Source organism: Bdellovibrio sp. HCB274, assembly GCF_047306075.1.
Taxonomy (GTDB): Bacteria; Bdellovibrionota; Bdellovibrionia; order Bdellovibrionales; family Bdellovibrionaceae; genus Bdellovibrio.
In genome coordinates, this window is sequence record NZ_CP178623.1 from 2,258,144 (window position 1) to 2,282,526 (window position 24,383).

Genomic DNA, 24,383 nt, shown 5'->3' on the forward strand with positions numbered 1-24,383 from the left:
ATGGAAGCACAAGTTCAAACCACCGACCACCTTATCGGCAGCGGAGAGGTCGCCAGTAAAGGCGCCTTGGTGTTTATTCACTACATCGGAACCCTTGGTGATGGAACCGTGTTTGACTCCTCCCACACCCATGGCAGACCTTTTGAGTTCGTCGTGGGATCTAAAAAAGTGATTCAGGGTATGAGCCAGGGAGTGCTCGGAATGAAAGTTGGCGGCAAACGCAAAATCCAAATCCCCGCGGTTTTAGCTTACGGCGAGCGAACCATGGGGAAAATCCCTCCCCATTCCGACCTGACCTTTGAAGTGGAGCTTCTGGAGTCGCGACCACGCGAATAATACTCTGGTACTGATGCTTTCCTGCGAAAGCCAAACGTGGTAGTCTGCCATCATGTTAAAACAGTTTTTTCCCGAGCAAGACTTTAAAGCCCTTTTGTTTGATTTCGACGGCACTGTTGCCGACACCATGCCCGCGCACTTGGGTGCCTGGAATAAAGCCCTCGCAAAGTATGATCTTTCACTAAGTCGCGAACAACATATGGCTTGGGCGGGTCGTCCCACTCACCGCATTGTCGAGATGATGAACGAGCTTCACAACTCCACTATCAATCCCGAACAATTCCTAAAAGAAAAAGAAGTTCATTATCTTTCAAACTTGCATGAGGTCAGCACTATTAAATCCGTCATGAATGTGATCGCTCACTATCACGGTAAAATCCCCATGGCGATTGTGACAGGCAGCCGGCGCAAAATCGTTGAACTGACAATGCAGCAACTGAAACTTCAACCTTATTTTGATTTGCTGGTTTGTGCTGAAGACTATACCCAAGGTAAACCCGCACCCGATTGTTTTTTAATGGCAGCATCGCAGTTAAAAATCACGCCGACGGATTGTCTGGTTTTTGAAGACGCTGTTCTGGGAATTCAAGCAGCCCATACGGCTGGCATGAATTGCCTGAAAGTGAATGAAGAATACACTCTGATTCATACCCGTTAACAAGACTTAAAGTCCTGAGCTGAACGATAATAGCTGTTTTACAGCAGGGTCCAAGGCTCTTAAGTGGTAATAGCTGCTAGGATTGTTTTCGAAGGGAGATCCTTATGAAAACATTCATCATTACCACTTTGTTTGCTCTTGTAGCCGCTACGGCCCAGGCCGCCCCTAAATCTACGACGGAAGTTAGACCTCATACACCACAGTATGATGACGACGACCAATTTGAACAAAATAAAACAAACTCAAGAAACCAGGAACTACGACGCGACCGCCGCGCCACCTATGATACCCGCCATGACGATGCTTCAACGCACCCACAGGGCACCCGGGACTTGAAAGACTCTGACGGATCCATTAAGGAAAATCAGTAGCTCAACACAAGTCGAGTTCATTACACTGAGAGAGGTTTCTCCAGTATCAGGAAACTTAATCCGATTATTAATGGGATAATTCCTGATATTGGGGAGCTGAAAATGAAAACACTCAAAGCCCGATTGATCATAATCTGCGGACTCCTGTCCTGCGCTCTGGCTATTGTGGGAGCCACTGGATACGTCACATTAAAAATGCTAACGGATGACTTTAATCACATTTCGGAACTCAATCTTCCGAATGCCATGCTATTAAGTGATATGTCGGGAGCCACTGGCAATGCAATTCGCCAAATAGTGCGCATGGGATATCCCGACATTGATGAAAAAGAAGTCGATCATCTGGTTAAAAAGTACCAGGAAGCAGTGGCTGAATATGACAAGGCTGATAAAACCTACCAAGCTGTTCCCTTTGTTGAAGGAGAAGGTCAGCTTTACGACATTCTGACGGCTGAATGGAAAAAGACCACAGAAGCTACGGCACGTATGATCGAAGTCCGCAAAAAAAATGATATGGTAACATTCCGCAGTCTGCTGGATGGCGAATTCCGCGCAGGCTACAACGCTCATGGCAAAGCCCTGCACCACTTAATAAACTTTCAAGATGAGCAGGCAAAATTCTGGACTGCCAAGGCCAACTCTACCCGTGCCACGGCCCAGAATGCTTTACTGTACGTCGGGGGGATTGGATTGCTTCTAGGCGCTGCCGTCGCCTATGTTCTTGCATCAAAACTTCAAAAGGACCTGCAGCATATTGCAGTGGCTGTTGCTGAATCAAAAGACAGCGTTCAAAATGCCAGCAAACAACTAAGCCACGCAAGCCAGCAACTGGCCAATAGTTCTACCGAGGCTGCGGCTTCTTTAGAGGAGACTGTGGCTTCCATTGAAGAACTCACCAGTATGGTAAAAGTGAATGCTCAAAACGCAGCACAGGCCAGTACGCTTGCGCAAATGAGTGAAGGCGCCGCCAACCGCGGTGACGCCGAAATGGAAAAGCTGATTTTAGCAATGAACGACATCAACAAGTCTTCATCCCAGATTAAAGACATTATCAATGTGATCGACGATATTGCCTTTCAAACAAACCTACTGGCGTTAAATGCTTCTGTCGAAGCCGCACGCGCGGGCGAACAAGGTAAAGGTTTCGCCGTCGTTGCTGAAGCCGTTAGAACCCTGGCTCAACGCTCTGCTGTTGCAGCCAAAGAGATTTCAACATTGATCAGTACGTCAGTGGACCAAATCGACAATGGATCAAAAATTGCGGATCGCAGTGGTGAGTCGCTTAAGGAAATAGTTAAATCCGTTAAACAAGTGACAGAACTAAACGGCGGTATTTCTGCAGCATCGTCGGAGCAATCCGCCGGGATTTCACAGATTTCAACTGCCATGAATCAACTGGATCAAGCGACGCAAACGAATGCTGCTTCCGCGGAAGAAGCTGCGGCTTCTTCTGAGATTTTATTGAAACAAGCCAAAAATCTTGGCGATCAGGTCGAACAGCTTAGATCCATTGTTGGATAATATAATTCACACTCAACATCATAACTTTGCTGTAAATGCACAGGGCTCAGATCCATTCTAGAGCTCTGCTACCGTCGGCCACTGTATTTTCCCGGGGCCCAGTTGCCTTATCCTCTCTGTCCTTACACCGTTAAACATGATGAATACAGTTTACGGAAAGGACGGATGCAATGGCTCCTGAAAATATTCAAAACCCGAATATAACGTCTGACAAAAACAGAACAGCAAGAACTTCCTCTTCAACCACACCTTCCCATCACCAGGAAGGAAAGCTTCCCATCAGCAATACGATTTATAAAAAATCACCGGATGAGGTCTTTCAGGTTCTTCGCAATGTTGAAAACCTCCCCGCCTTCTTTGAAAACCTTTATAAAACCGAAGTCGTGTCAGCTGCGCAGACCAAGTGGATCTTTCGCGACCACAGTCTGGCAGAAGATTCTGAAGACCTGACGATGATGATGAGTTCCCAGCTTAATCAGGAATCCCACACTCTGCTGTGGCGTTCGGAAGATGGCGCGGGCTTTGATTACTCAATCAGAGTGGAACTGGCAGCAGCTCCTGGTAATCGTGGCACGATCGTCAGAATGAATGTGGATTATGACAACATCACTGGTGACTTCATCGGAAAATTTGAAAAACTTTTCGGCAAGGATGCCGTGATTTTATCCAAGAAAGCACTATTCCGACTAAAAGCTTTTTGCGAAACCGGTGACGTCCCTACCACCTTCGGTCAACCCAGCGGCCGTGACGAAGATATGCCGGAAAAAACTCACTAAGAAAGGATTTTTTATGAGAGCCCTGACATGGGAAGGAAAACACAGCGTCGAAATGAAAAACGTCCGTGATCCAAAAATTCTGAAACCCGACGACGTTATTATTAAAATTACCACGGCCGCCATTTGCGGATCCGATCTTCATCTGTACAACGGCTACATCCCCACGATGAAAAAAGGCGACATTCTGGGGCATGAAAACATGGGCGAGATTGTTGAAATCGGACCCAACGTCAAAAATCTGAAAGTGGGCGATAAGATCGTAGTCGCATTCGATATGGGTTGTGGCAAGTGCTGGCACTGTGACCACGAAGAATACTCTGCCTGCGATAACTCCAACCCCAACGCGCACATGGCTGAAACACTTTATGGTTCTAGCGGCGCCGGCCTTTACGGCTACTCTCACCTTTACGGTGGCTACGCTGGCGGCCAGGCCGAATACCTGCGCGTGCCGTGGGCAGAGGTGAACTCCATCGTTGTTCCTAAAGGCATCGAAGACGAAAAGGTTTTATTCCTAAGTGACATCTTTCCAACCGGCTGGATGGCTGCAGAAAATGCAAACATCAAACGCGGTGACACTGTTGCAGTTTGGGGATGCGGTCCCGTGGGACAGCTTGCGATCCGCAGCGCTTTCATGCTGGGGGCTGAGCGCGTGATCGCGATCGATCACTATGAAAGTCGCTTAAACCTGGCTGCAGCAGCGGGTGCAGAGACTATTAACTTTGATAAAACCGAAGAAGGCATTCTTGACGAGATTAAATATCTCACAGGCGGAGTGGGTCCCGATTCTTGCATCGATGCGGTGGGCTTGGAAGCCCATGGGCACACAATTACTGCCACCATCGACCGAGCAAAGGCTGCGGTGATGTTGGCAACAGATCGTCCCGATGTACTTCGTCAAGCGATGCAATCCTGCCGCAAAGCCGGAACCGTTTCCATTCCCGGAGTTTACGGAGGCTTGCTTGATAAAATTCCATTTGGCGCCGCTTTCGGTAAAGGTCTTAAGTTTGCTATGGGCCAAACTCACACGCAAAAATATATGAAACCACTTTTGGACAAAATTCTTGAGGGCGAGATCGATCCTTCGGAAATTATCAGTCATCGCATTGATATTAGCGAAGGACCCGAAGCCTATAAGAATTTTAACGACAACAAAGAGGAATATCGAAAAGTCGTCATCAAGATGCACTAAAAGGAGGTTCCCATGGGACAAGCACTGCAAGGTCACGGAAAACTCGCTGTCATCACAGGAGCTTCAACAGGTATTGGCCTTGAACTCGCCAAGCAATTTGCTAAAAACGGATTTGATATCGTAGCCACGGCGGAAAACGATGCTTTGAGCGCCGCTTGCGAAAGCCTGCGTGCCTTTGGCACCGAAGTGCATGAAGTAAAGGTCGATCTGCGGGAACCCACGGGTGTTTACGATCTCTATGATCACATCAGAGCCTTAAACAGACCAGTCGAAGTCATTGCCCTGAATGCCGGCGTCGGCGTGGGTGGCGCAAGCTTTGACAAGACTGATATCGAAGAAGAAATCGACATGATTAAGCTCAATGTGATCTCGGTTGTTTATTTAACGAAGTTGGTACTTAAAGACATGCTTCGCGAAGGGCACGGAAAAATTCTGTTCACGTCGTCGGTTGCATCCATTATGCCTGGCCCTTACCTTTCAGTGTACGCGGGTACAAAATTCTTCGTGCAGGCTTTCTCTGAAGCTTTGCGTGTGGAAAACAAAGATAAAGGAATTACGATCACGGCACTCCTTCCCGGAGCCACTGAAACCGAATTCTTTCATCGCGCACACATGGATGACACCAAGGTCGGACAAGCCGAAAAAGACGATCCAGCATTGGTTGCAAAACAAGGCTATGAAGCCCTCATGCGCGGAGACGACATGGTCATCGCCGGTTCCACGATGAACAAAATCCAAGGAACCGCCGCCAAATTCATGCCGCAATCCCTAGCCGCAAAATTCCACGGCGACCAATCCAAACCCAACTCGCCCGATAAAAGGTAATCTTTAAAGAAAGGCCTCGCCTTGGTATATTCCTTTGGAGTCAATCGAGGTGCATCCATCCTGGGTGCATCACGTTCAAAGTTTGCCATCTACTTCTGTGGACACTCACAATTGTAAATCAAACAATTTTTCATATAAGCCTAGAGTATTCAAAATTATATATACAGCTAAATGTTTATTGGGTTTAATGAGTTAATGAATCGAACGCTTGAAGTTTTAAAACGATATTTGCAGCATTGGGATCCGATTGGTGTCGTTCCGGGAATGATCATCGAAGGACTTGACCCGAGCGAGTACGATGTCTATGCGGATTCTCTTCATACTGTGCTGGCCGACGGCGGAACTGTGGAAGACGTTTATACTTATCTACTAAACTGTCGCTCTCACATGGGACTTAAACCTGATAGAGACGCGGATATTCGCCTGGCAAATTCTCTGCACACTTATTTCAAACAAGCCTCTGGGATTAAAAAGTAGTTTTTGAATTGATTGTTGGAGTTAGTATCAGCCGTTAATTCTTAGCGAAGCTCAATAGGTCTGAAAAATCCAAATCTCTGTCCGCTTTCTTAAGAGCGGCAATATACTTCTTTCGCGCGTCACCACTCTTCACCAGATTTACACTTCCCCACGTAAAGGGTAGTAAGCCATTGTGTTTCAAAAATAAATCAGTGGCTAATCGAGCGAAACGTCCATTCCCGTTGGGGAAAGGATGAATCCACACAAGCCGATGATGAAGTCTGATGGCGATCTCCTCGAGGGGATAGGTTTTATTTTGGAGCCAAAAATCCACGTCCCCGAACAATCTGCCGAGTTCGTTTTGGATATTATTACGGGAAACGCCAATGTTAAAATTTGTAAGTCGAAACTGCCCTGCCCACAGCCAGGTTTCATCAAACATTTTTTCATGCAAAAGCTTGATGCCCGTTGCACTTAATAGATCTGACTTTAATCTTCTGCTGGTTGGAGCCCACAGGCGAGCTTTCGCAATATTCTGAGCTTCGAATTCATCGAGCTCACTTTGCTTAAACAAGCCAGGAATAAGTCCGGCTAAAGTCTCTTCATCAAGAGGCGTCTGGCCTTCCTCATAGACAACCTTCACTTAGATCTCCAAATACGTTTCCCCTCAGAACGAATAAGTTCATTGGCAATTTCATTTACCAAATTCGCTTGGGCGGAATTAGATGTCCCCTGCTGCTCAAGCTTCATTGAGAGTTCATTTTCCTGAACAATTTTAGTCGCTATCTTACGAGCTTCGCTTTCTAAAAACTTCTGCAAGCCCTGTCTTGGAACAAAGTAATAAACAAACTCACAGTCCATGGCATCCGCAGCTCTTTTCAGTGACTCAACAGTAACGTTGCCTGTAGCTTCACTTTTCTCTAAAGCTTCGATTCTCTGCTTGATGACTCCCATGCGCGATCCAAGATCAGCCATGGACATTCCAAGAGCCATGCGTATCTCTTTAATCCACCCCTTTTTGGGTTTAAGAGTATTCACCTTGCTCTTAAAATTCTCAAAATTTCGGTCTAATTGATTCCGTCGAAGCTTCTCAGAACTTGCACTCATGGCAACCCCCACCGTCTATACATACATAGACATAATACCACCTATCGTCTATTTTTAAATAGACTTTACATGTTATTATGTCTACTAAAATATAGACGATTAGAGGCTAATTTTCTTGCTGTGAACCAGAACTACGCTTGGACCAGGCCTGAGTGAAAAAGCTCAGCGTGACGCCGCCTGCCCCGAGGGACAAAGTACCCCGTTTAAGATCCTCTGGAAACGCCGGAAGGTAATCCATAAACTCAGACGGAGGCGTCTCCAACTCTTCAGCGTCGTCGGCAGCATATTTATAATCTTCAAATGTTTCCTTAATACAACCCATACAGTCCTCCGTACTTGCTACCTACATTTACACATTATTTACACCTCAACAAGGAATATGTACATTATATGTAAATGACACAGCAAAACTAGACCACCTGCTTTGGATTGGACAAGGCGAGTGGAGCCCCTCATTTATTGTTGGGACTTCCGGTGGTTTATAAGAGCCTCCTCATCCATTTGAGGAAGATCGTCAGTGATCGTGAACCACGGAGATTTAACTTCGACAAAAATATGTTTGTCTGGTCGAAATCCAGGATCGTCATCAAGAACACCGGCCGCTATTTCAAATTCAGGGGAATTGTCAGTTGGATCTGGTACCGGAGAGCCGCATACGCCACAAAAAATACTTCTATATCCTGGAGGCGTCTTCCGCACAGGTGCATCGTAAATTTTAATTAGATCCGTGCCCTTCAAAAATCTGAAACCTTCCCTTAAAACTCCAACAGCGGGCATAAATGCAGAGCCGGTAGCTTTGCGACAGCGACTGCAATGACAAAGTTCGAATGGCCCCGTCACCGTTTCAACTTCAAATACAACTCCGCCGCAGAGACAACTTCCCCGAACCATTAGATCCTCCGCAATAAAGCTTATCAGGAAACATGTCTGGGTCACTCCCGTGTGTTCCGAAACAAAGTCTGTCGAAAAAGAAAAAGCCTGATCATTTCTGACCAGGCTCCGTATTGAAACCAAGGGTTTGAAACTATTTTGAATAGTCCAGAACTCCTGTTTGCGCGATCATCTTCCAGCCATCAGAGGTTTTGACATAGGTCTTACAAGTTCTACCAATCCAATGAGACTCTTCTCCAGATGAAGAACGCCACAGGGTATCAATATCAACTACTGCAAAGGCACCATCGCCTTCCTTCGTAACAAAGATCTTTTGGGTCTTACGCACATTTCTAATAAGTTGAAAATCTGAAAACCAATCTTTATAAAAATTTGTCCAACGAGTTTGGTCAAACTTTCCTAGCATTGACGTCCAAGAAATCGGATCATGGTTTTTTGAATCTGTTGGCCATACCCAAACCATTTCATGATGAAAAATAGAAAGAAGAAGTTCTATAGACTTTTCATTCCATGCTTTTGTTTCTCTATCGATAATTTCATGTATTTCTATTTCTGCCATGACGAAACGATATCATTAAATGATTTATCTGTATAGAAACCAAATGGTTTAAACCACCTGACGGCTCACAATGTACAGACTTATTGGCTGAGGGATACTTTTTGTGGGAGTTGGATACAACAAAGCCCGTCTTTTTAAGGACAGGCTTAGGAGTGAAAAAAAATTGAATTTGAGTGAAATTATTTCTTCAAATCAATTCTATCAACATATTTCCAAGCAATTTTCTCTCCTGCCTCGGGAATAAAATTAGTCTCTTCGTGATATGCAACTTTCAAAACCTTACCTTTGTAAGAATCCTGATTTTTTGCAAGGTCATTGCAATCGACCCCTTTAACTAGGGACTTCGGCAGATCAGAACACACCAACGAAATTCTCTCGCCCTTCGAACCTTTTAAGATGAGATGGATATAATCGCCAGTCTCAACCTTTTCAAAGGTACCTTCAACGGTCACTTTAGTGTTAGCGGCAAAAACAAATGAGGATAAAATCATTGATACAATAAGTGTTGTCATACTGAAATTGTGACTTAGCTACTGAAGCGGCGTCAACGATCTCATGCTTTTGGGCTAGCCGTGGCTCACAATGCACAGGCTTGTTGTCCTCGCTCATTCCAGACAGCCCCTAAACGCAACAAAGCCCGTCTTTTTAGGGACAGGCTTTGGGTTGGAAGCTAAGGATTTAATTTAAATGGAATCTTCAGGTCTCCAAGCGGGACCGGTCGCAAGGACACATTCGAGGGACTCATTGCCAGTGTTAATAACAGTATGTCGCTCACCAGGCTCAACAAAAACGCAATCGCCGACTTTAATATCAATTCTTTTTCCGTCGATGTCCATGACTCCTGCACCTTTAATTACTAAAAACGATTCTTCAGCAACTTTATGAGCATGAGGATCAGAAGCCGAATTTGGTAGTATTGTCATGATGGCTAAAGAATGTTGTTTAGATGATCCATGCTTCTCGAGGCGACCAGTATACTGATGAACGATCTCGTTTTTTGAGGCCAAAAAAGGTTTAACGTCTTCTTTTCGGAAAAATTTCATGTGCCTATTTTAGCAAGCGAGAAAAATACTTGTCCACCAAACAAATACTTACTATCCAAGGCCTATATTCCAACGCACAGACTAAGTGCTCCCAAGACAGAAAGTGTAGCTGTGTGCATTACCGAACAACCAAATCCAAAAAACCATGAATTTCTTTTGCTACTGTAGATGAATTCCACTTCTCTGACGGCATCATCAAACCATGCCCTACCCCGGGAATTACAATGGCCTTACTCAAAGAATTCGTTCGCTGCAAAAGTACTTCGTGAATTTTTGAGAATGCTGACGGTGGAGTGAAATTATCTTCTGCTCCGTTTATTGCTATGACTGGAATATTTAATTGAGAAACTACATCTCCAGTTAAGAGTCTATTCATTCGAGACAGCCAATAACTAACAGGATGGGACGCCACAAACATTTTCCCAGAGCTTTTTGAGCTCTCAATATCTGCCAGCCACTTTGTCCATTTTTCGAAGCCAAGCTGCATTTTGATTCGCTCTGAAATGTCCTGGTGACTTGCGACTCTTAAAACCAAAGCATCGATATTAGATGTTTTGGTTGCCGCCTCAGCCGCAAGAATTGAACTTTCACTTTGCCCAAGGATTACTACTTTACCGACATTTTGGGCCGATCATTTGATATCTGATCGTCATCATGCTTTTAATTTTTGCATGAGCATGACTGTAGTCAATTTGATTAAAACCAAAACACTTGATGGAATTTTTCGGACTGTTTGTTTTTAGTGAGTCTGAAAATAAAAAAACCGCCAGGAGGCGGTTCTTTAAAATTGGAGGTGACGAGCGGACTTGAACCGCTGTAGCAGCTTTTGCAGAGCTGAGCCTAGCCACTCGGCCACATCACCCCAGAGTGATTTTGAAGACCCAATCTAGTGAAATCAGGGCTTCAAGTCAACTTTAAACATTATAACGCCATTAAATCGCGTATATTGGCCATAAGCACTTCAGTGCCTAGCGCTGTAGCAGCTTTTGCGAGCTGAACCTAGCCACGGGCTTTCTTAACAAATCCTCGCTTTAATAAAGCGGCCTCAATGGCATCGATATGCAAAGGATCCCCCCCCATGACTGCTTGGCGCAAAATTGAGTTAATCAAAGTCTGATACTTTGTTTTCTCTTTTCTCGCCTTTTCTCTTAACGCAAAAACAACATCCGCATCAATCATGGTTGAAATACGTACTTTCGTATTTTCTGGATCAAAAATTCGATCATCCACTTCGATATTGCCATAATTCAACTTACTCTTTGACGATTTCATACCAATCCTTTAGCAGCGCTTCCCTATACGGTCTCAGCTTCTTAATAATCATTCGAACCGAGCGTTCAGAAAAGCCATTAACTTCGAGAGGTTCAAAATCCAGAATATTCAGCTTTAAATGGGCCTCAAAATTTTCAGGTTTCCCTTGGTATATTTCGACGTGGGGAAAACCATGATCGCCATAATAAATCCAAACGGACATCCCAAATAAAATAGACTGGAGGTACCTAATTCTTGGCATTAAGCACGTCCGAATATATTATACATATTTTATGCATATTTCAACATCCCAGGCGTTTAAGCGCTTCAACCGGATCAAAAGTCATTTTTAGGGCGCTTTCGACGTGGCGGGGTTGGAGCTTTTCGGTCTGCTCGAGGTCAGCGAGGGTTCTTGCGACTCGTAGCGTTGCGAGTTCGCGGCGGCGGCTGGATATCTCTTTGGGGAAGAGTTCCTTCATGTAAAAGCTGGGAAGATCTTGAACCAGGTCTTCGAAGCTCCAACGGCTGGCAAGGCGCCGAAAGCGACTGTCCCCGGCTGCCATGCGAGCGCGAAACATCCTGCTTGCCTCCACACGCGCCAAAAGATCCTGCCCCGATATGCTGCCACCCTCCTCGCGTTTTTGCGTGAAGAACGTAATATGAAAGCGATCTACTAACGGCCCTGACAGGCGCTCCATATAGGATTGGCATTTCTTAAGCGATCTGCCACAGACGACTTTTGATTTCGGAACCCAGTCCCCGCAGGGACATAGGTTTGTCGTGGCAATCATCAACGACTCTGCCGGAAATTCTTCGACGTAACGGCCGCGGCGAATGCGCACCAGTGATTCTTCCATCGGTTCGCGCAAAGCTTCTTGTGCGCGCACGTTGAATTCTAAAAGTTCATCTAAAATCATCACGCCTTTGTGCGCCCGTGTGATCTCACCTTTGAATGGTGGAACGCCCCCACCAATCAGCCCAAGAGCGGTGGTTGAATGGTGGGGATGAACCACGGGACGCCAGCGAAGAGGGGCCTCGCTGCCGCCCCGATTATTTTTTGAAATTGTATGCATGTCTTCCTGAGTGGGAGTTGCCAGCAAAGCTGAAAGTGTGCGCGCGATGGTGCTTTTGCCGGAACCTGCAGGTCCCGCCAGCAGCACCGAATGCTCACCGAGCGCAATTACTTCCAACAATCTTGCCTGTCGTTCGGGAAAGTGAAGCTGAAGATCGGCCACAGGTCTTCGCACTTCATACTCCCGCGGAACAGCAGCAACTTCCAAAGGCTCACGAACATCCTGCAAACAACTTAGAACCTTGCGATCAAAAACCGCTGAAGTATTTTGCGACTGCCCCGTCCATACCAGGACATTTCCGTCAGTCTCAAAATCCCGGGTCAGATCGTCCGGCTCGTAAACTTCTCCAAGCAATCCCAACTCCCCGTACACCATCACTGCCTCTTCGGGTTTGCGGATTTGTTCAGACTCCCACAAAATCCCCAAGGCCACAGCAAGTTCCAGACCGCGGGAGGTTTTCTTTAAGTGATTGGGACGAAGATTCACCAGCACCTGCTGGGCTTTGGGAAAATCAAACCCCTGCGCACGAATGGCACTTTTGATTCGGTGAATGCTTTCGCGAATTCCCTGATCAGGCAAACCCAGGAACTGAATCTGCGGGAGCCCGGGAATAAAGTTGATCTCCACCTCGACCGGAACAAGGACTTCATTTTCGCGAATAAGTGATTTTAGTTTCATGGCAGACAATGCCAGCAAAGAAAAAGCCCACAACCAGTGCGGGCTTTTTTAGAATTCAGAAAATTTTAAACCGAAGACCGGATTATTTTTCGACTTCAGCCATCTGCGAAAGCGGATGGTGTTCCTCGATTGTGCGGGTCATCGTGTTCGTCGTCACATTCGTGTAAATCTGCGTCGTTTGGATGCTTGCATGCCCCAACAACATTTGGATCGAGCGCAGATCCGCTCCACTTTCCAGCAACGCTGTTGCGCAACCATGACGGAAACGATGAGGATTTACTGGTTCAGCAAAGCCTGCACGTGTCGACCAGCTCGCAAGCCATCTCCACACGTCAACGCGAGACGGACGATGTCCACGGTCATTGATCAAAATAGATGGAGTGGAGTCCTTCATCAAAACCGCACGGTGTTCGCGCAGATACTGAGTCAGCGTTTCCGCCAACTTTTCTGTCAAAGGCACCAAACGCTCTTTGCTGCCCTTACCCAAAACCTTGATCCAACGATCGGTTTGGTTGAAATCAGTCACATTCAAAGAGATCAGTTCAGAAACACGGCAGCCCAGTCCATAAAGGAATAGCAGTGTTAATTGATTGCGCGCAGTTTTAACCGGATCATTTACCTCGGCCGCATCAAAAAGCTGTTGGAACTCCTGGGGAGTCAAAACCTTCGGCAACCCTACTTTGACCTTCGGTGGTCGAAGCTCGCGAAGCTCTGGACTGTTATGGCCACGAGATTCGCAGAACTTAAAGTATGTGCGCAAAGACGAGATTACGCGCGCCTGAGAGCGCGTGGAAAGCTTATGCTTTTTCATAAACTCGTAGAAGCCAGTCACATTGTTATGGGTTTTACGGTACTCGATGTAGAGTTCCAGGTCGCGGCGATACGCCATGACTGTATTTTGAGAACGTCCACGTACATTTTGCAGCTCATCAAAGAAGTCGATCCAAAGAGGTAGTTCCATAACGAATATTAGAACCAGACTTTGGGCGGAGCGCAAGAAATATTATGTCACTAAATTAAAATAAAAAAACCGCCCGTAGCTGCGAGGTCAGCGACGGACGGTTCTAAATTTTTACCTAAAAGATCAACTTAGTTGAAAGAGCCACCAAACACGGGACTGCACACGATACCATTCACTTGCGCCACGTGGATACCACCTGGAGGAAGTGCAACCAGACGATTGCCATTCACCATGCCACCGTTGATTTCCATCACGATGTTACCTGGGTTCGCAACCAACACCACTGTCGACATCATACCTGCATTCGCCATATTACCGCGAGTCGCAGTTTCAACTGTGTAAGTGCCCGGAGCTACCTGACAACCGGAGTTGTAAAGGTCATACCAGTTTGTTCCAACAGTCATTGTGCCCTGGAAAGCCACGGGACCGTTGTACAAGTTTAAGTTCGTACCAACATAAGAGTAACCTGGGATTGTGCCATTCGGATAATAGCCGTTGTTGTAGCCTGGCTGATACCCGTTTGGATATCCGTTCGGATAACCATTGACGTAGCCGCCGTTATTGTAAACGCCAGAACCGCTTTCAACGATCACATTCAAAGCCAAAGAAACCGAGTTCATCGGATTCACACTTTGCACGGATCCCATTTGCGTAGGGCTTACGAAGTTTGCAGCTGTTAACCAGCTATTGCCGTTAGGGCCATCATTTTTACCTGGGCAAGCTGTCATGAAAGCAGTGACTGCCAACATTCCTGCCAAACGCAAAAACAAATTGGGAAAGCTTAGCTTTCGATATTTATAATTTTCCATAGTTACTCCTCGATTTAGTAAACTTTTAAATTCTTCAATCAATTACTGGAAAGCCGCTGTTTTGGAAATTCCAGAGAATGTTCCAAGCTTCTTGTAACCGTCACCTGGGTAAACTGCAGACTTATTGATCACAGCACCCGCGCGGCAGTTGTAAGGACCGTCATAAATGAACCAGCATTTTCTGTATGGAGATTGCTGAGCGTAGGATTGTGCAAAGTTCTTATAGTACAAAGAACCTGTCACGATCACACCGCCACCACCGGACACGTCACCCTGGCTGACTGCATTGTCGATGACCAACACAACTGCACCCCATTGATCCTGGAAGAAACCAGTGAACACGGATTTGCCACCAGAAGTGAACCATCTGTTATATTCAGCTTCCAAAGTGTTGTTGTCTTTCAAACCCGAGTAGCTGGCATTTTTGCCAGAGTCCGTGCTGAAAGTTCCTGTGTAACGAAGACCTGTATCTGTATAAGACAAAGAAACGGAACCTGCGTAGCGACCCGTGCTGCCCACCTGAGTCAGTTGAACCTTCAACTTAATGTCTTGTGGGTCATTCAGCGGACGAGTACCTACATAAGCATTCAATTCATTCATAGAGACTGGTGTGAACTTCGCCTCATTAGAATAAGTCGTTGTGTTGCCTGTGCCTGTATCAGTGCCAGTGCTGCCATCTGGTGAAGTTGGGATCGTACCAGTATTGTTATTACCGGATGACACAACCTGATTTGAGCCGGCGACGACCATCTTATTATTTCCACAACCGACACCCATAAGTGCCACTGCAGTCACCAAGATCATCATTGGAGCGTTGAATTTGTTGTTCATATCATCCTCTTTTCAAGGGCTCGTTTTCAAAGGTGAGTCCTCGATGTTGGGTATTGCTATGCCTGTGCCAACATCCAGAAAGTGCGGTATCTATATGATTACACGGGTGATTTACAGGGTTTCTCAGAATGAAACAGGGAGGCGTTTGTGACGAACCCGCAAGGAGCGAGCGCAAAAAGGGCACTTTTTCTAAAAATAAGACATGGCAAATATATAGGCATAAAAAATAAATTTAAGATTTTTCCTAACATTACCGAAATGGGATGTATCACTGATTAAAAAGGACGCGGAAATGACTGTAACTGCAACAAATGTTTTGATTCTCGGCGCTGTATTTATGTTTGCTGCCCGAGTATTCATGGGTTTTTAGTTCATATTACATATAAGTAAGCTGTACACCGAGTTCCTGCCTGTTAATTAACAGTCATGAAATCGGTTTTTGTTTTGTTCCTTCTACTTCTTCTCCTCTCTGCGTCCCTTTCCGCGCATTCCAAACCGATTAAAATCCTTGTTGAAGACTCCTGGCCGCCATTCGCTTTTAAAAGAGGCGATCACGCTGTTGGCATGTCCGTAGATATCGTTAGAGCGGCCTTTAAAAACGTGGGTCAACAGGTCGAATTGGTACAAGTCCCCTACACCCGATGTATCGCTCAAACGCAAAATGGTCGCTATGTCGCCTGTTTTAATTCTGCCCGCTCCAAAGAGCTTGATGAGTCCGTTATTTTCCCCAAAGATCCTCTCTTCAAAAGCAAAGGTCTGATTGTCGCAAACACAATCACTGCCAAAAAGAAGCCCGTTAAAATCAAGGACCTTGAAGGCAACTCTGTCGCCCTTCCGGCGGAGTTCCCCTTTGGTAAAGAATTCGATGAAAATAAAAGTATCAACAGAGTGTTCACTTCCAGCGATTTAACGTCGTTAATGATGCTGAAATCCAACCGTGTTTCTTTTGCGGCAATTGATGAGTATGTTTACTATTATTATTTAAAGACCAAACCGGAATTTAAAAACCAGTTCCAGGTGGTTTTGGAATTATCTGAAGAGCCCATCTACGTGCACTTTTCCAAGTCCCACAAGGAATCCAAAGAACTCATCAAAAAGTTCGAATTGGGTTTAGGAATGCTTAAAGCCTCTAACGGCTACAATGCGATTCTGGAAGATTGGGTCGGCATGAAAGGTCAAAAGAGAGTTCAGATCTTTTCGTTCTCGCCTAAAATTCATGCCTTCGAGCCCGCTCCGGGGCCCGCACTTAATAGCGATAAAACGTACTAGTTCTGCGCGATCTGCGCTGCCGGATAATAGTGCTTTAGAATCTGCACAAAGCTTTTCCCTTTAAGACCCAGGGCGCGACTGCCCCACTGACAAAGACCTACGCCGTGACCAAAGCCACGACCGGAAAATACAAACTCGTTATCGTTCTCTTTTAAATCAAACAAGGTACTGCGCAACTCTGTGAAACCCAAAGCCTGACGAAACTCATTGGCCGGGATGTATCTGCTTTCTGTTTCGTTGAAAGCCACGCGAACACCGCGAATGCGGGATTCACCTTTTGGACGATCCAGAATGAGCTTGGAAATATCCTGAAGCTTTAACTTGTCAGCGATTTCAGTACGGGAAAACTTCACCGTCCAATTGGCTTTCGGATTTGTGGGGCAGGAATTATCAACGGCGACGCCGCTATTCACTCCACCGCTCCATACGTTTTTAGCCAGCGTCGTGTGACCACCGCAGTCTGCGTGATAGTAGGCTTTTAGGATATTGCGACCACCGTCATAAAGTTTAATACCAGCAGTTTCACGAACTGCCTGCAGGGCTTTTTGCAACTTGGGGTCGGAGTCGTCACCAGCGATGTGGCGAAATACCTGATCCAGCACTGAGCTTTCCAGGTGATAGGCTTTGTCTTCACGCTCGGCCATCACAGCCAAGGCATAGGATCTGGCAGCAACAGCTTGAGCCTTTAAAGTTTCTAAGGGCCAGCTGATCGGCATTTCTGAAGCAAGTACTCCTGCGATGTATTCATCCAGTGGCAACACGCCAACCACGTCCACTTGATCGCCCGGGCCCTTAGCTAAAAGAACTCGTGATGGCAGACTTTGCCCGCCTACGCGCAGGTTCTCGCCTTGGATCATCAGATATTTTTCTTTAAAAAGATGTTCGTTTTCACGGTTATTCAATCGCAAGGCCCAGATGTTTTTACCATCTTTTCGCATCACGCGAACTTCTGCGGAACCACTGCTGGGAATTGCGACCGGACGATAAGGTTCGGAAAGGATCTGAAAGCGAAGGCCTAAGCCCGCCACTTGAACTTTTTTGGAGTTTGTCAGAATACGAACACGGACTAATTCTTTGTCAAATTTCGTTTGTGCCTGAACATCGGAGATCGCGAGCGTGAGTGTGACTAAGAAGCAGGTGATTGCCCAGAAGATTCTCAAAAGTTGTCTCCGTCCTAGAGATTAAAAAAGGCCCAATCCATGGGCCTTCGAACATTTCTTATATTAAACCAAACAACCCCCGAAGGATGAAAGTCTAGTTTTTATTTGTAACATCCAGGAACGGTTTAACCAGATCCAACGGCAACGGGAAAATGACCGTATTGGTCTTATCTCCAGCAATTTCAGTCAAAGTCTGCAAGTAAGCCAGCTGCAACGCTGAAGGAGAGCTTGAAAGAGTCGTCGAAGCTTGGGCCAGCTTCTCCGCTCGCTGCAATTCCCCGTCGGCACTGATGACTTTCGCACGACGCTCACGCTCAGCTTCCGCTTCACGAGCCATCGCTCTTTGCATTTCTTTTGGCAAGTCGATCTGTTTTACTTCAACCATCGTCACTTTGATACCCCAGGATTCTGTGTGCTTATCAAGAATGCCTTGAAGGGCTCCATTGATTTTATCCCGGTGCTCAAGCACGTCATCCAACGGATATTGACCCATCACTGAACGAAGAGTGGTTTGTGCCAACTGGCTGGTAGCAAAATAGAAGTCTTCAATTTTCGTGATCGCTTCCATTGGCGAAATCACTTTGAAGTAAACGACAGCATTTACCTGCATGGAAACGTTGTCTTTAGTGATAACGTCTTGAGGTTTTACATCCATCGCAATAGTACGAGTGTCCACTTTGATCATTTTCTCGATGAACGGAATCAAAATAATCAGACCCGGGCCGCGCACACCGACTGCTTTACCCAGACGCAGTACTACACCGCGATCCCACTCATTCAAAATTTTCACCATGGCGCTTAGGATGATCCCGGCAACCACGAGTAAAATTATCATAAATTCCATGTATCCTTACTCCTTGTTATATTTCTTTACATTTAAAGTTAAACCCTGACGAGCGGTCACCGCGACGCGGTCACCATTCTTTAGCGGATCTTCGGAAACAAAGTTCCAAGTCTCGCCCATGATTGAAATTTGGCCCTTGTGACCATTTTCATCCGTACTGACAACGACGCCCACGGAATCTTTTAAATCCGCATCGGAGTCCTTTGATCTTAAACGCAATGTCTTTAATGCCAGATACCCTATCCCGAAAAACACAGCGCCTATTGCCAGCACCACCGGCAGAATCACTGTGTATGGCAATGTGTAGCCCGTCGCTTTATCGAATAAGAAAACACTGCCCACGAAAAGTGAAACCAGGCCGCCAATTCCTAAAATACCAAAACTTGGAATGAAGATTTCAGCGATTAAGAATGCAATCCCCAACAGTATCAGTGCAAGTCCACCCCACACGACTTCAAGCTTATGAAAGGCGATCAATGAAAATACCAGTCCGATGCCGCCGATCACGCCGGGCGCCACCAATCCTGGATGAGTCAGCTCCACATACAAAAGTCCCAAGCTTCCCATGAATAGAAGGTAAGCAAACTCAGGGTCTGCAATAAAACTTAAAATACGATAGCGAGTATCCGGGGAAAATTCGCGCAAATCACCCACGCGAGTTTCGATAGTCTGATTGCCCGCAACTAAAACTTTACGGGCTTCTGACCTTTTTAAAAAGTCAGCTTCGTCTTCAGCCAGAATATCCAAGGCTTTCATTTCCACAGCTTCAACAGAGCTGTAGGATTTTGCATCTGTTACGATGTCCCTGGAAAATTTCAAATTGCGATCACGAAGCTTGGTGACACCTTCAAGCCAGCTCACCGTATCGTTGATCATCTTGTTACGAAGATCATCCGGCATTTTTTCGCCAGTGCCCATGATCGGTGTTGCAGCACCGATGTTCGTGGCCTTTACTCCCCCATTGACGTGGCAGGCCTGCAGAATGATGGCACCCGCACTGCCCGCATGCCCCCCTTGCGGCGTGATCAAACACAAATAGGGAATTTTTGAAGCCAGCATGCGCTCAACAATTCGCCGGGTGCTTTGCAAACTTCCGCCCGGTGTATTCACGCGCACGAAAATAGATTCGCAGCCATTTTCTGTGGCGCGCTTTTCAGCTCTTTCAAGGTAATCCGTGGTGGATGCAGTGATTGCATCATTGACAGTCACAGCAAGAGTGCAAGTAGCAGCCTGGGACACGTTTGTCCCCAACAACATTAACAGAAGTAGAGAGACAAAGAACGAGTTCACAGACTTAACTCCTTCATGACTTTTTGTAGATCATTCCAGACGACTTTTTTTGCCGCCGCATCTTCAAGCAAGTAGGCCGGACTGTAGGTTTCGATCCATTTGCCCGGACCTTTGAAAATCATCTCGCCCAGATCTTTTGGAAAAGAACTGAAGATCACAACCACTTTGCTTTCGCAAAATTTCGCAAGCTCTGATGGCAGAAGCGAACGGTTTTCAACCGTGCAGTCCAATTCCAAAACCTGGATGTTGCGAATCTTCATCGCGGATTTCATTTTATCAAACAGGTCGCGAACTTCAGGACGGAAGAAACTTTCCTTGGCTTGAGTCAGAATATTTAGAAACACCAGTTCGCGATGAACCATCTCGGACGGAACATAGGCGCCATGTTGTGTGAAGAACTGAGTCGGAACAGTGGAGCCTTCGCCCTCTGCCACGGCTGCAGGCATGTCATTAAGCATGACCTTTTGCAGACCTAAAACTTCTTCTAAATACTGAATGTAGTCCTTCATGCAAGGGAGCTTACTCTGCCCCTAGTTTCTAGACTATAAAAACCACTCTTAATGCACTGCTTTGTGTGCTTTGATTCCCAACACGGCAGGCAAGAAATCATTCGCTCGGGCCGAATCCTCTGTTTAATTAAAAAAATACCCGGTTTTTCTTTGAAATGGAGGCCCCTATGGCACGTTCCGGTGTGATTGTTTTTACATTTGTTATGGTGAGTGGACTGACCGCTTTGGCTTATCCCAACATTGGCGACAAAGTGACCTGGTCAGGAACCTTTAAAGATACTCAAGGTAAGACCACAGAAATTCAAATCACCAAAGAGGTCGTGGGATTTAATTCCGATAACAAGCATTGGAAAGTTAAAAAGCACACCAAAGTGGGTGACGAATCCGCCTCTGAAACTATAGAGACCCTCGATCTTTTTACGCCCGAAAAATACAAGCAGGTGTTGGAAAACTGTGAAAAACAAGGCGGCGTGATTGAAACCCTGGAAACAAATCCTGGAAAGTATAAAACCTGCAAAACAAGTACGACCGACACCAGCGGTGTTGTTATCGAAAAATGGTGGGGTGATATTCCTTTTGGAATCGTCAGTAAATCCACTCGCGGTCCCAGCGGTGAGCTGACCGCCGGTGAACTGCCGTTGATGTTTGCTACTTTGGGATTGTAATTAGAAATCTAAATAAGCTCTTTGATTTTCTTGGAGCTTAAGAATTTATATAACGCAATGACCGTCAAACCAGCAGAAGCAATCACCATCGCAGCGGTTGAGCTTCCCATGCGCGCCAACGCTCCCCAACTGACGGCGCCCAGGGACATGCCGGCATAAAAGACTGCAAGGAAAACACCCAGCATCGTGGCTTTTAAATGCGACTTACCCGTCAATTGGCGCGAGCTCATGTTCATAAGAGTCGCCAAAATCAACCAACCGATCCCGGCAAAGAACATCCCCTGACATAGATAAATGTAACTGGGTGCCACGCCAAGGAAAAACAATCCCACGGCATAGACAAAGTACGCCCCCGCCAAAGACTGTCCGGTTCTTTCTGGTAACATGATTTTGCTGGAGTAAATCGTACTAAAGCACGCGCCCAGTCCCAGAAATCCTAATAGCGAACCATACTGCCAGCTATTCAACCCCAGCTCCAAACGAGCGCGCGTCGGATACAAAGCCCATAAGCAGCTTGCAAAGAAAGTAACGATGAAAATCTCCACCCACAGTTTCATATTGTGGAAGGAAAATAAAAACTGAAACTCTTCCTGAGTGAATTTGATTTCCTTTTTCTCGGCCTGCGGTGCTGCGGGTGCATCTTTCACCGGCCACTTCCAGAAAAATAAAATCAAACCCAGGAATGAAAGGCTATTCAGCATGAATGCAATCGCAGGGCCTGCTCCGCCCAAAACCACCCCACCAATCGTGGGACCTAAAACGCGGGTCACGTTAATACCGATATAATAAACCAACACGGCTTGCGCTTGTTTTTCCGTCGGCACCAAATCCGTCAGCACACTTTGAAAAGGGGGATTGGATAAAGCAAAACCCACACCCATGACTAGCGACAATAAAAGCAAAAGTCCCTCGGTGATATTTTCTGACCAGACCAGGTATGCGAGCACGGCGGCTGCCACAAACATCATGCTTTCAGAAATCAGCAAAATACGACGACGATGACCAAGGTCTGCAAAATATCCGGCAGCAATGCTTAAGAACACCACAGGCAAATTACTGGTGAAAGATAAAAGAGAAATAATCAGCGGAGAGGTCGATAGATGTGTCATCACCCAGCTGGCCGCCACATCTTGAATCCAGGTTCCAAGATTTGACAAAAAGGCACAGATCCAAAAATTGCGATACACGGAAATTTTTAGTGGCGACCACAGGGATGAATCATTCATGACGAAAAAAGAATACTACGAAAATTCTTTGCGACCAATTTCTTCTTCAACAAAACTATTCATTAGGAGGACCCTATGAAAGCATTTTGGTTTATTGCCGTTAGTGCCTTTGTGTTCCTCGCAGCTCCCGTTTCTATACATGCGAGTGTCGAAAAACCCACAGTTGCCGCTGAAATCACGATCGACGATGTCAGCGGGATGGCCCAGTACTACAGCTACACCTTTCCCAACACCCCGACCTACTACACACGGTATTCCACTTTCCGCTTAACCAACAACGCGGACTGCACAGTCCGGGTTCACGGCGTTATGATCTGGGGAGGAGCTTATAGTTTTAACTCCAATTGCTATGGCAAACTTCGCCCCGGTGAAAGTTGCTACACGCAAGTGGGCTTTCGCCCCATGTATCAGGGATATCACAATGGCCAGCTTAGATTTGATCTAAGTTCTGGCACTGTGTATTTGAATCTTTATGGTTGGGGCGTGTACTACTAGGACTACTTAACCAGCTTTAAACGACGCAATACTTTCTGAATAAAGCCCTGGGCCTGCTCGACCTTGAAGACATAACCCATTCCAAAATACAGCAGGCCATAGACTGCGACAGCGCCCAGTGCTCTTAGAATCACATGCCATTCCGGTGGCAGAACAAAACGACCCACGACAGCGGCAACCGCTGCCGAAACCAAAGCGATGGACCAAACTTTAAATTGGAATCGCAAAGGCAAACCCGTAGCTCCGATTTTATCGTTTAAGGATCTGCGTAAAAAGAAGAACTCAATCCAGCCAGCTAATCCCGCAGAAGCCGTCAATCCCGGCGTGCCCCACTCTTGCGAAAGACCGAACCACTTCGGCAGGTAAAAGGCAAAGAGCACTCCCAAACCTGTGGTCGCGATCACTCGAAGAACCGCAAACTTAAGCGGCGTGCGCGTGTCTTTTAAGGAGTAAAAAGTCGAAGAATACAAACGTCCCAACGTTGAAGCCAATAAGCCCACCGTGGAACCAATCAAAACCATCCACACAGTGCGTGTGTTGCTGGCATCAAATTCACCTGTTTGAAAAACAGCGCCGACAATCAAATCCCCTAACAACAGGAACGCAACTACGCTGGGAATTACAAAGAAAGCAATCTGTTGCAAGCCGCGATTTAAGCGACCTTTAAGGTAAGTACGAATCTCTTCATCGCTGCCCACCGCTTGGGACATCGAAGGCAATTCTGCCGCAGATACACTCATCCCGAATAAACTGACTGGAAGCAAGTAAAGCGTCTGGGCGTAAGCCAAAGCAGAAACTGCACCTGTCGGGAGCAAACTTGCCAGCATACTGTCAATGTAAGCACTGACCTGTACGACCCCACGGGAAACAACAACCGGAACGAAGTTTCGCATGACTATTGCGACGCTGGAAATTTTCATATCCACCGACGGCCAGATTTTTTTCCCTAATCGCAAAGCCGAAGGCAATTGCACAAAGAACTGTAAAAAGCTTCCCGCAACCAAACCCCAGGCAACTGTGATCGCCAAATCAAACTGCGTCTGTTTTTCGCCCCACAAAATTAAGGTGGCAATGATAGTCAGATTCCAAATAACCGGCGCGATATAAGAAAGAAAAAACTTCTTATGGGAATTTAAGATCCCCAAACACCAGGCAGACATCACCAGGAAACCCGTGCCCGGGAAAAGGATTTGCACGATATGAATCGTTAACTGACGTTTTTCACCCTCGAACCCCGGAGCAATCAAATCAATCAGTACCGGTGTGGCAAACACACCCGCAATCACCAGGAAAGAGGTCATCAGGAACATTAAGCTGCCGATAACCGAGGCGACTTTTGCGGCTTCCTCGTCGTGTTTCTTAGCTAAAAGTTGGGCGTACACGGGAATGAAGCTTGCTGAAAGAACACCCTCGCCAAAAAGATTTTGCAGGAAGTTGGGAATCTTAAGGGCGGCTTTAAAAGCGTCACCTGCGGCCGAGTTACCAAAGTAATGGGCAAAAACACGTTCGCGCACCAAGCCTGCGATGCGGCTTAAAAAAATACCGATTCCCACTAAGATGGCGTGATTCTTCATGCACTCTCTATTCGAT

General features: G+C 46.3%; 31 protein-coding genes and 1 tRNA gene. 11 read left to right on the forward strand and 21 right to left on the reverse strand.

The window, feature by feature from the left end; genetic code table 11:
* From ACLWNV_RS10985 to ACLWNV_RS11020, 8 genes are all read left to right on the forward strand, one after another.
* Window positions 1-336, forward strand: a complete 336-nt coding sequence (locus ACLWNV_RS10985; RefSeq protein WP_413584474.1) for an FKBP-type peptidyl-prolyl cis-trans isomerase — start codon at window positions 1-3, stop codon at window positions 334-336.
* Window positions 337-388: 52 nt separating this feature from the next.
* Entirely contained in the window at window positions 389-994 is a 606-nt protein-coding gene (locus tag ACLWNV_RS10990; RefSeq protein WP_413584475.1) for an HAD family hydrolase, read from the forward strand.
* A 104-nt stretch (window positions 995-1,098) separates the two neighbouring features.
* Entirely contained in the window at window positions 1,099-1,365 is a 267-nt protein-coding gene (locus ACLWNV_RS10995; protein ID WP_413584476.1) for a hypothetical protein, read from the forward strand.
* Between the two features lie 102 nt (window positions 1,366-1,467).
* A complete protein-coding gene (locus ACLWNV_RS11000) occupies window positions 1,468-2,886 on the forward strand; it encodes a methyl-accepting chemotaxis protein (RefSeq protein ID WP_413584477.1) in 1,419 nt (472 codons plus the stop codon).
* A 170-nt stretch (window positions 2,887-3,056) separates the two neighbouring features.
* A complete protein-coding gene (locus ACLWNV_RS11005; protein ID WP_413584479.1) occupies window positions 3,057-3,662 on the forward strand; it encodes an SRPBCC family protein in 606 nt (201 codons plus the stop codon).
* A 13-nt stretch (window positions 3,663-3,675) separates the two neighbouring features.
* Window positions 3,676-4,851, forward strand: coding sequence for a zinc-dependent alcohol dehydrogenase (locus ACLWNV_RS11010; RefSeq protein ID WP_413584480.1), 1,176 nt, complete (start codon window positions 3,676-3,678; stop codon window positions 4,849-4,851).
* Window positions 4,852-4,863: 12 nt separating this feature from the next.
* Window positions 4,864-5,676, forward strand: coding sequence for an SDR family NAD(P)-dependent oxidoreductase (locus ACLWNV_RS11015; protein ID WP_413584481.1), 813 nt, complete (start codon window positions 4,864-4,866; stop codon window positions 5,674-5,676).
* Between the two features lie 195 nt (window positions 5,677-5,871).
* Window positions 5,872-6,153 (forward strand): hypothetical protein, encoded by a 282-nt coding sequence (locus ACLWNV_RS11020; protein ID WP_413584482.1) that lies wholly within the window; start codon window positions 5,872-5,874, stop codon window positions 6,151-6,153.
* Window positions 6,154-6,187: 34 nt separating this feature from the next.
* Here the strand turns inward: ACLWNV_RS11020 and ACLWNV_RS11025 are convergent, their stop codons facing one another.
* From ACLWNV_RS11025 to ACLWNV_RS11095, 15 genes are all read right to left on the reverse strand, one after another.
* The gene (locus tag ACLWNV_RS11025) at window positions 6,188-6,775 is read right to left on the reverse strand and encodes a mobile mystery protein B (RefSeq protein ID WP_413584483.1); all 588 of its coding nucleotides are present in this window, start codon (window positions 6,773-6,775) and stop codon (window positions 6,188-6,190) included.
* Window positions 6,772-7,239 (reverse strand): mobile mystery protein A, encoded by a 468-nt coding sequence (locus tag ACLWNV_RS11030; RefSeq protein ID WP_413584484.1) that lies wholly within the window; start codon window positions 7,237-7,239, stop codon window positions 6,772-6,774. The genes ACLWNV_RS11025 and ACLWNV_RS11030 overlap by 4 nt, the downstream gene beginning before the upstream one ends.
* 106 nt (window positions 7,240-7,345) lie before the next feature.
* Window positions 7,346-7,561 carry a hypothetical protein gene (locus tag ACLWNV_RS11035; RefSeq protein WP_413584485.1) on the reverse strand — a complete coding sequence of 72 codons (216 nt, stop codon included), beginning with the start codon at window positions 7,559-7,561 and terminating at the stop codon, window positions 7,346-7,348.
* A gap of 134 nt (window positions 7,562-7,695) precedes the next feature.
* A complete protein-coding gene (locus tag ACLWNV_RS11040; protein ID WP_413584486.1) occupies window positions 7,696-8,130 on the reverse strand; it encodes a GFA family protein in 435 nt (144 codons plus the stop codon).
* Between the two features lie 133 nt (window positions 8,131-8,263).
* Complete coding sequence (locus ACLWNV_RS11045) at window positions 8,264-8,689, reverse strand: hypothetical protein (RefSeq protein ID WP_413584487.1); 426 nt, start codon at window positions 8,687-8,689, stop codon at window positions 8,264-8,266.
* A gap of 179 nt (window positions 8,690-8,868) precedes the next feature.
* On the reverse strand, window positions 8,869-9,201 hold the full coding sequence (locus ACLWNV_RS11050) for a hypothetical protein (protein ID WP_413584488.1): 333 nt from the start codon (window positions 9,199-9,201) through the stop codon (window positions 8,869-8,871).
* 171 nt (window positions 9,202-9,372) lie between these two features.
* On the reverse strand, window positions 9,373-9,732 hold the full coding sequence (locus tag ACLWNV_RS11055; protein ID WP_413584490.1) for a cupin domain-containing protein: 360 nt from the start codon (window positions 9,730-9,732) through the stop codon (window positions 9,373-9,375).
* Window positions 9,733-9,850: 118 nt separating this feature from the next.
* Window positions 9,851-10,219 (reverse strand): alpha/beta fold hydrolase, encoded by a 369-nt coding sequence (locus ACLWNV_RS11060; RefSeq protein WP_413584491.1) that lies wholly within the window; start codon window positions 10,217-10,219, stop codon window positions 9,851-9,853.
* Window positions 10,220-10,520: 301 nt separating this feature from the next.
* Window positions 10,521-10,594, reverse strand: a tRNA-Cys gene (locus ACLWNV_RS11065).
* A 137-nt stretch (window positions 10,595-10,731) separates the two neighbouring features.
* Window positions 10,732-11,004 (reverse strand): BrnA antitoxin family protein, encoded by a 273-nt coding sequence (locus ACLWNV_RS11070; RefSeq protein ID WP_413584492.1) that lies wholly within the window; start codon window positions 11,002-11,004, stop codon window positions 10,732-10,734.
* A complete protein-coding gene (locus tag ACLWNV_RS11075; protein ID WP_413584494.1) occupies window positions 10,985-11,206 on the reverse strand; it encodes a hypothetical protein in 222 nt (73 codons plus the stop codon). The genes ACLWNV_RS11070 and ACLWNV_RS11075 overlap by 20 nt, the downstream gene beginning before the upstream one ends.
* A 79-nt stretch (window positions 11,207-11,285) precedes the next feature.
* A complete protein-coding gene (locus tag ACLWNV_RS11080; RefSeq protein ID WP_413584495.1) occupies window positions 11,286-12,734 on the reverse strand; it encodes an ATP-binding protein in 1,449 nt (482 codons plus the stop codon).
* A gap of 82 nt (window positions 12,735-12,816) precedes the next feature.
* Window positions 12,817-13,695 carry a site-specific tyrosine recombinase gene (locus tag ACLWNV_RS11085; RefSeq protein ID WP_413584496.1) on the reverse strand — a complete coding sequence of 293 codons (879 nt, stop codon included), beginning with the start codon at window positions 13,693-13,695 and terminating at the stop codon, window positions 12,817-12,819.
* A gap of 128 nt (window positions 13,696-13,823) precedes the next feature.
* On the reverse strand, window positions 13,824-14,504 hold the full coding sequence (locus ACLWNV_RS11090) for a hypothetical protein (protein ID WP_413584497.1): 681 nt from the start codon (window positions 14,502-14,504) through the stop codon (window positions 13,824-13,826).
* A 42-nt stretch (window positions 14,505-14,546) separates the two neighbouring features.
* A complete protein-coding gene (locus ACLWNV_RS11095; RefSeq protein ID WP_413584498.1) occupies window positions 14,547-15,335 on the reverse strand; it encodes a hypothetical protein in 789 nt (262 codons plus the stop codon).
* A 426-nt stretch (window positions 15,336-15,761) separates the two neighbouring features.
* On the opposite strand from ACLWNV_RS11095, the gene ACLWNV_RS11100 reads away from it, so the two are divergent.
* Window positions 15,762-16,604 carry a substrate-binding periplasmic protein gene (locus ACLWNV_RS11100; protein WP_413584500.1) on the forward strand — a complete coding sequence of 281 codons (843 nt, stop codon included), beginning with the start codon at window positions 15,762-15,764 and terminating at the stop codon, window positions 16,602-16,604.
* Here the strand turns inward: ACLWNV_RS11100 and ACLWNV_RS11105 are convergent.
* The 4 genes from ACLWNV_RS11105 to ACLWNV_RS11120 all read right to left on the reverse strand — a co-directional run bounded on the left by ACLWNV_RS11105 (window position 16,601) and on the right by ACLWNV_RS11120 (window position 20,407).
* Window positions 16,601-17,764 carry a SpoIID/LytB domain-containing protein gene (locus ACLWNV_RS11105; RefSeq protein WP_413584501.1) on the reverse strand — a complete coding sequence of 388 codons (1,164 nt, stop codon included), beginning with the start codon at window positions 17,762-17,764 and terminating at the stop codon, window positions 16,601-16,603. The two genes, ACLWNV_RS11100 and ACLWNV_RS11105, sit on opposite strands and share 4 nt — an antisense overlap.
* A 94-nt stretch (window positions 17,765-17,858) precedes the next feature.
* On the reverse strand, window positions 17,859-18,608 hold the full coding sequence (locus tag ACLWNV_RS11110) for a slipin family protein (protein ID WP_413584502.1): 750 nt from the start codon (window positions 18,606-18,608) through the stop codon (window positions 17,859-17,861).
* Window positions 18,609-18,614: 6 nt separating this feature from the next.
* Window positions 18,615-19,898, reverse strand: coding sequence for an NfeD family protein (locus ACLWNV_RS11115; protein ID WP_413584504.1), 1,284 nt, complete (start codon window positions 19,896-19,898; stop codon window positions 18,615-18,617).
* Window positions 19,895-20,407 carry a hypothetical protein gene (locus ACLWNV_RS11120; RefSeq protein ID WP_413584506.1) on the reverse strand — a complete coding sequence of 171 codons (513 nt, stop codon included), beginning with the start codon at window positions 20,405-20,407 and terminating at the stop codon, window positions 19,895-19,897. Before ACLWNV_RS11120 ends, ACLWNV_RS11115 begins: the two co-directional genes overlap by 4 nt.
* Window positions 20,408-20,574: 167 nt before the next feature.
* On the opposite strand from ACLWNV_RS11120, the gene ACLWNV_RS11125 reads away from it, so the two are divergent.
* Window positions 20,575-21,072 (forward strand): hypothetical protein, encoded by a 498-nt coding sequence (locus ACLWNV_RS11125; protein ID WP_413584507.1) that lies wholly within the window; start codon window positions 20,575-20,577, stop codon window positions 21,070-21,072.
* A gap of 8 nt (window positions 21,073-21,080) precedes the next feature.
* Here the strand turns inward: ACLWNV_RS11125 and ACLWNV_RS11130 are convergent, their stop codons facing one another.
* Complete coding sequence (locus tag ACLWNV_RS11130; RefSeq protein WP_413584508.1) at window positions 21,081-22,298, reverse strand: MFS transporter; 1,218 nt, start codon at window positions 22,296-22,298, stop codon at window positions 21,081-21,083.
* 75 nt (window positions 22,299-22,373) lie between these two features.
* On the opposite strand from ACLWNV_RS11130, the gene ACLWNV_RS11135 reads away from it, so the two are divergent.
* Window positions 22,374-22,793, forward strand: a complete 420-nt coding sequence (locus ACLWNV_RS11135) for a hypothetical protein (RefSeq protein ID WP_413584509.1) — start codon at window positions 22,374-22,376, stop codon at window positions 22,791-22,793.
* Window positions 22,794-22,795: 2 nt separating this feature from the next.
* Here the strand turns inward: ACLWNV_RS11135 and murJ are convergent, their stop codons facing one another.
* The gene (gene murJ, locus ACLWNV_RS11140) at window positions 22,796-24,367 is read right to left on the reverse strand and encodes a murein biosynthesis integral membrane protein MurJ (protein ID WP_413584510.1); all 1,572 of its coding nucleotides are present in this window, start codon (window positions 24,365-24,367) and stop codon (window positions 22,796-22,798) included.
* Between the last annotated feature and the right edge of the window lie 16 nt (window positions 24,368-24,383).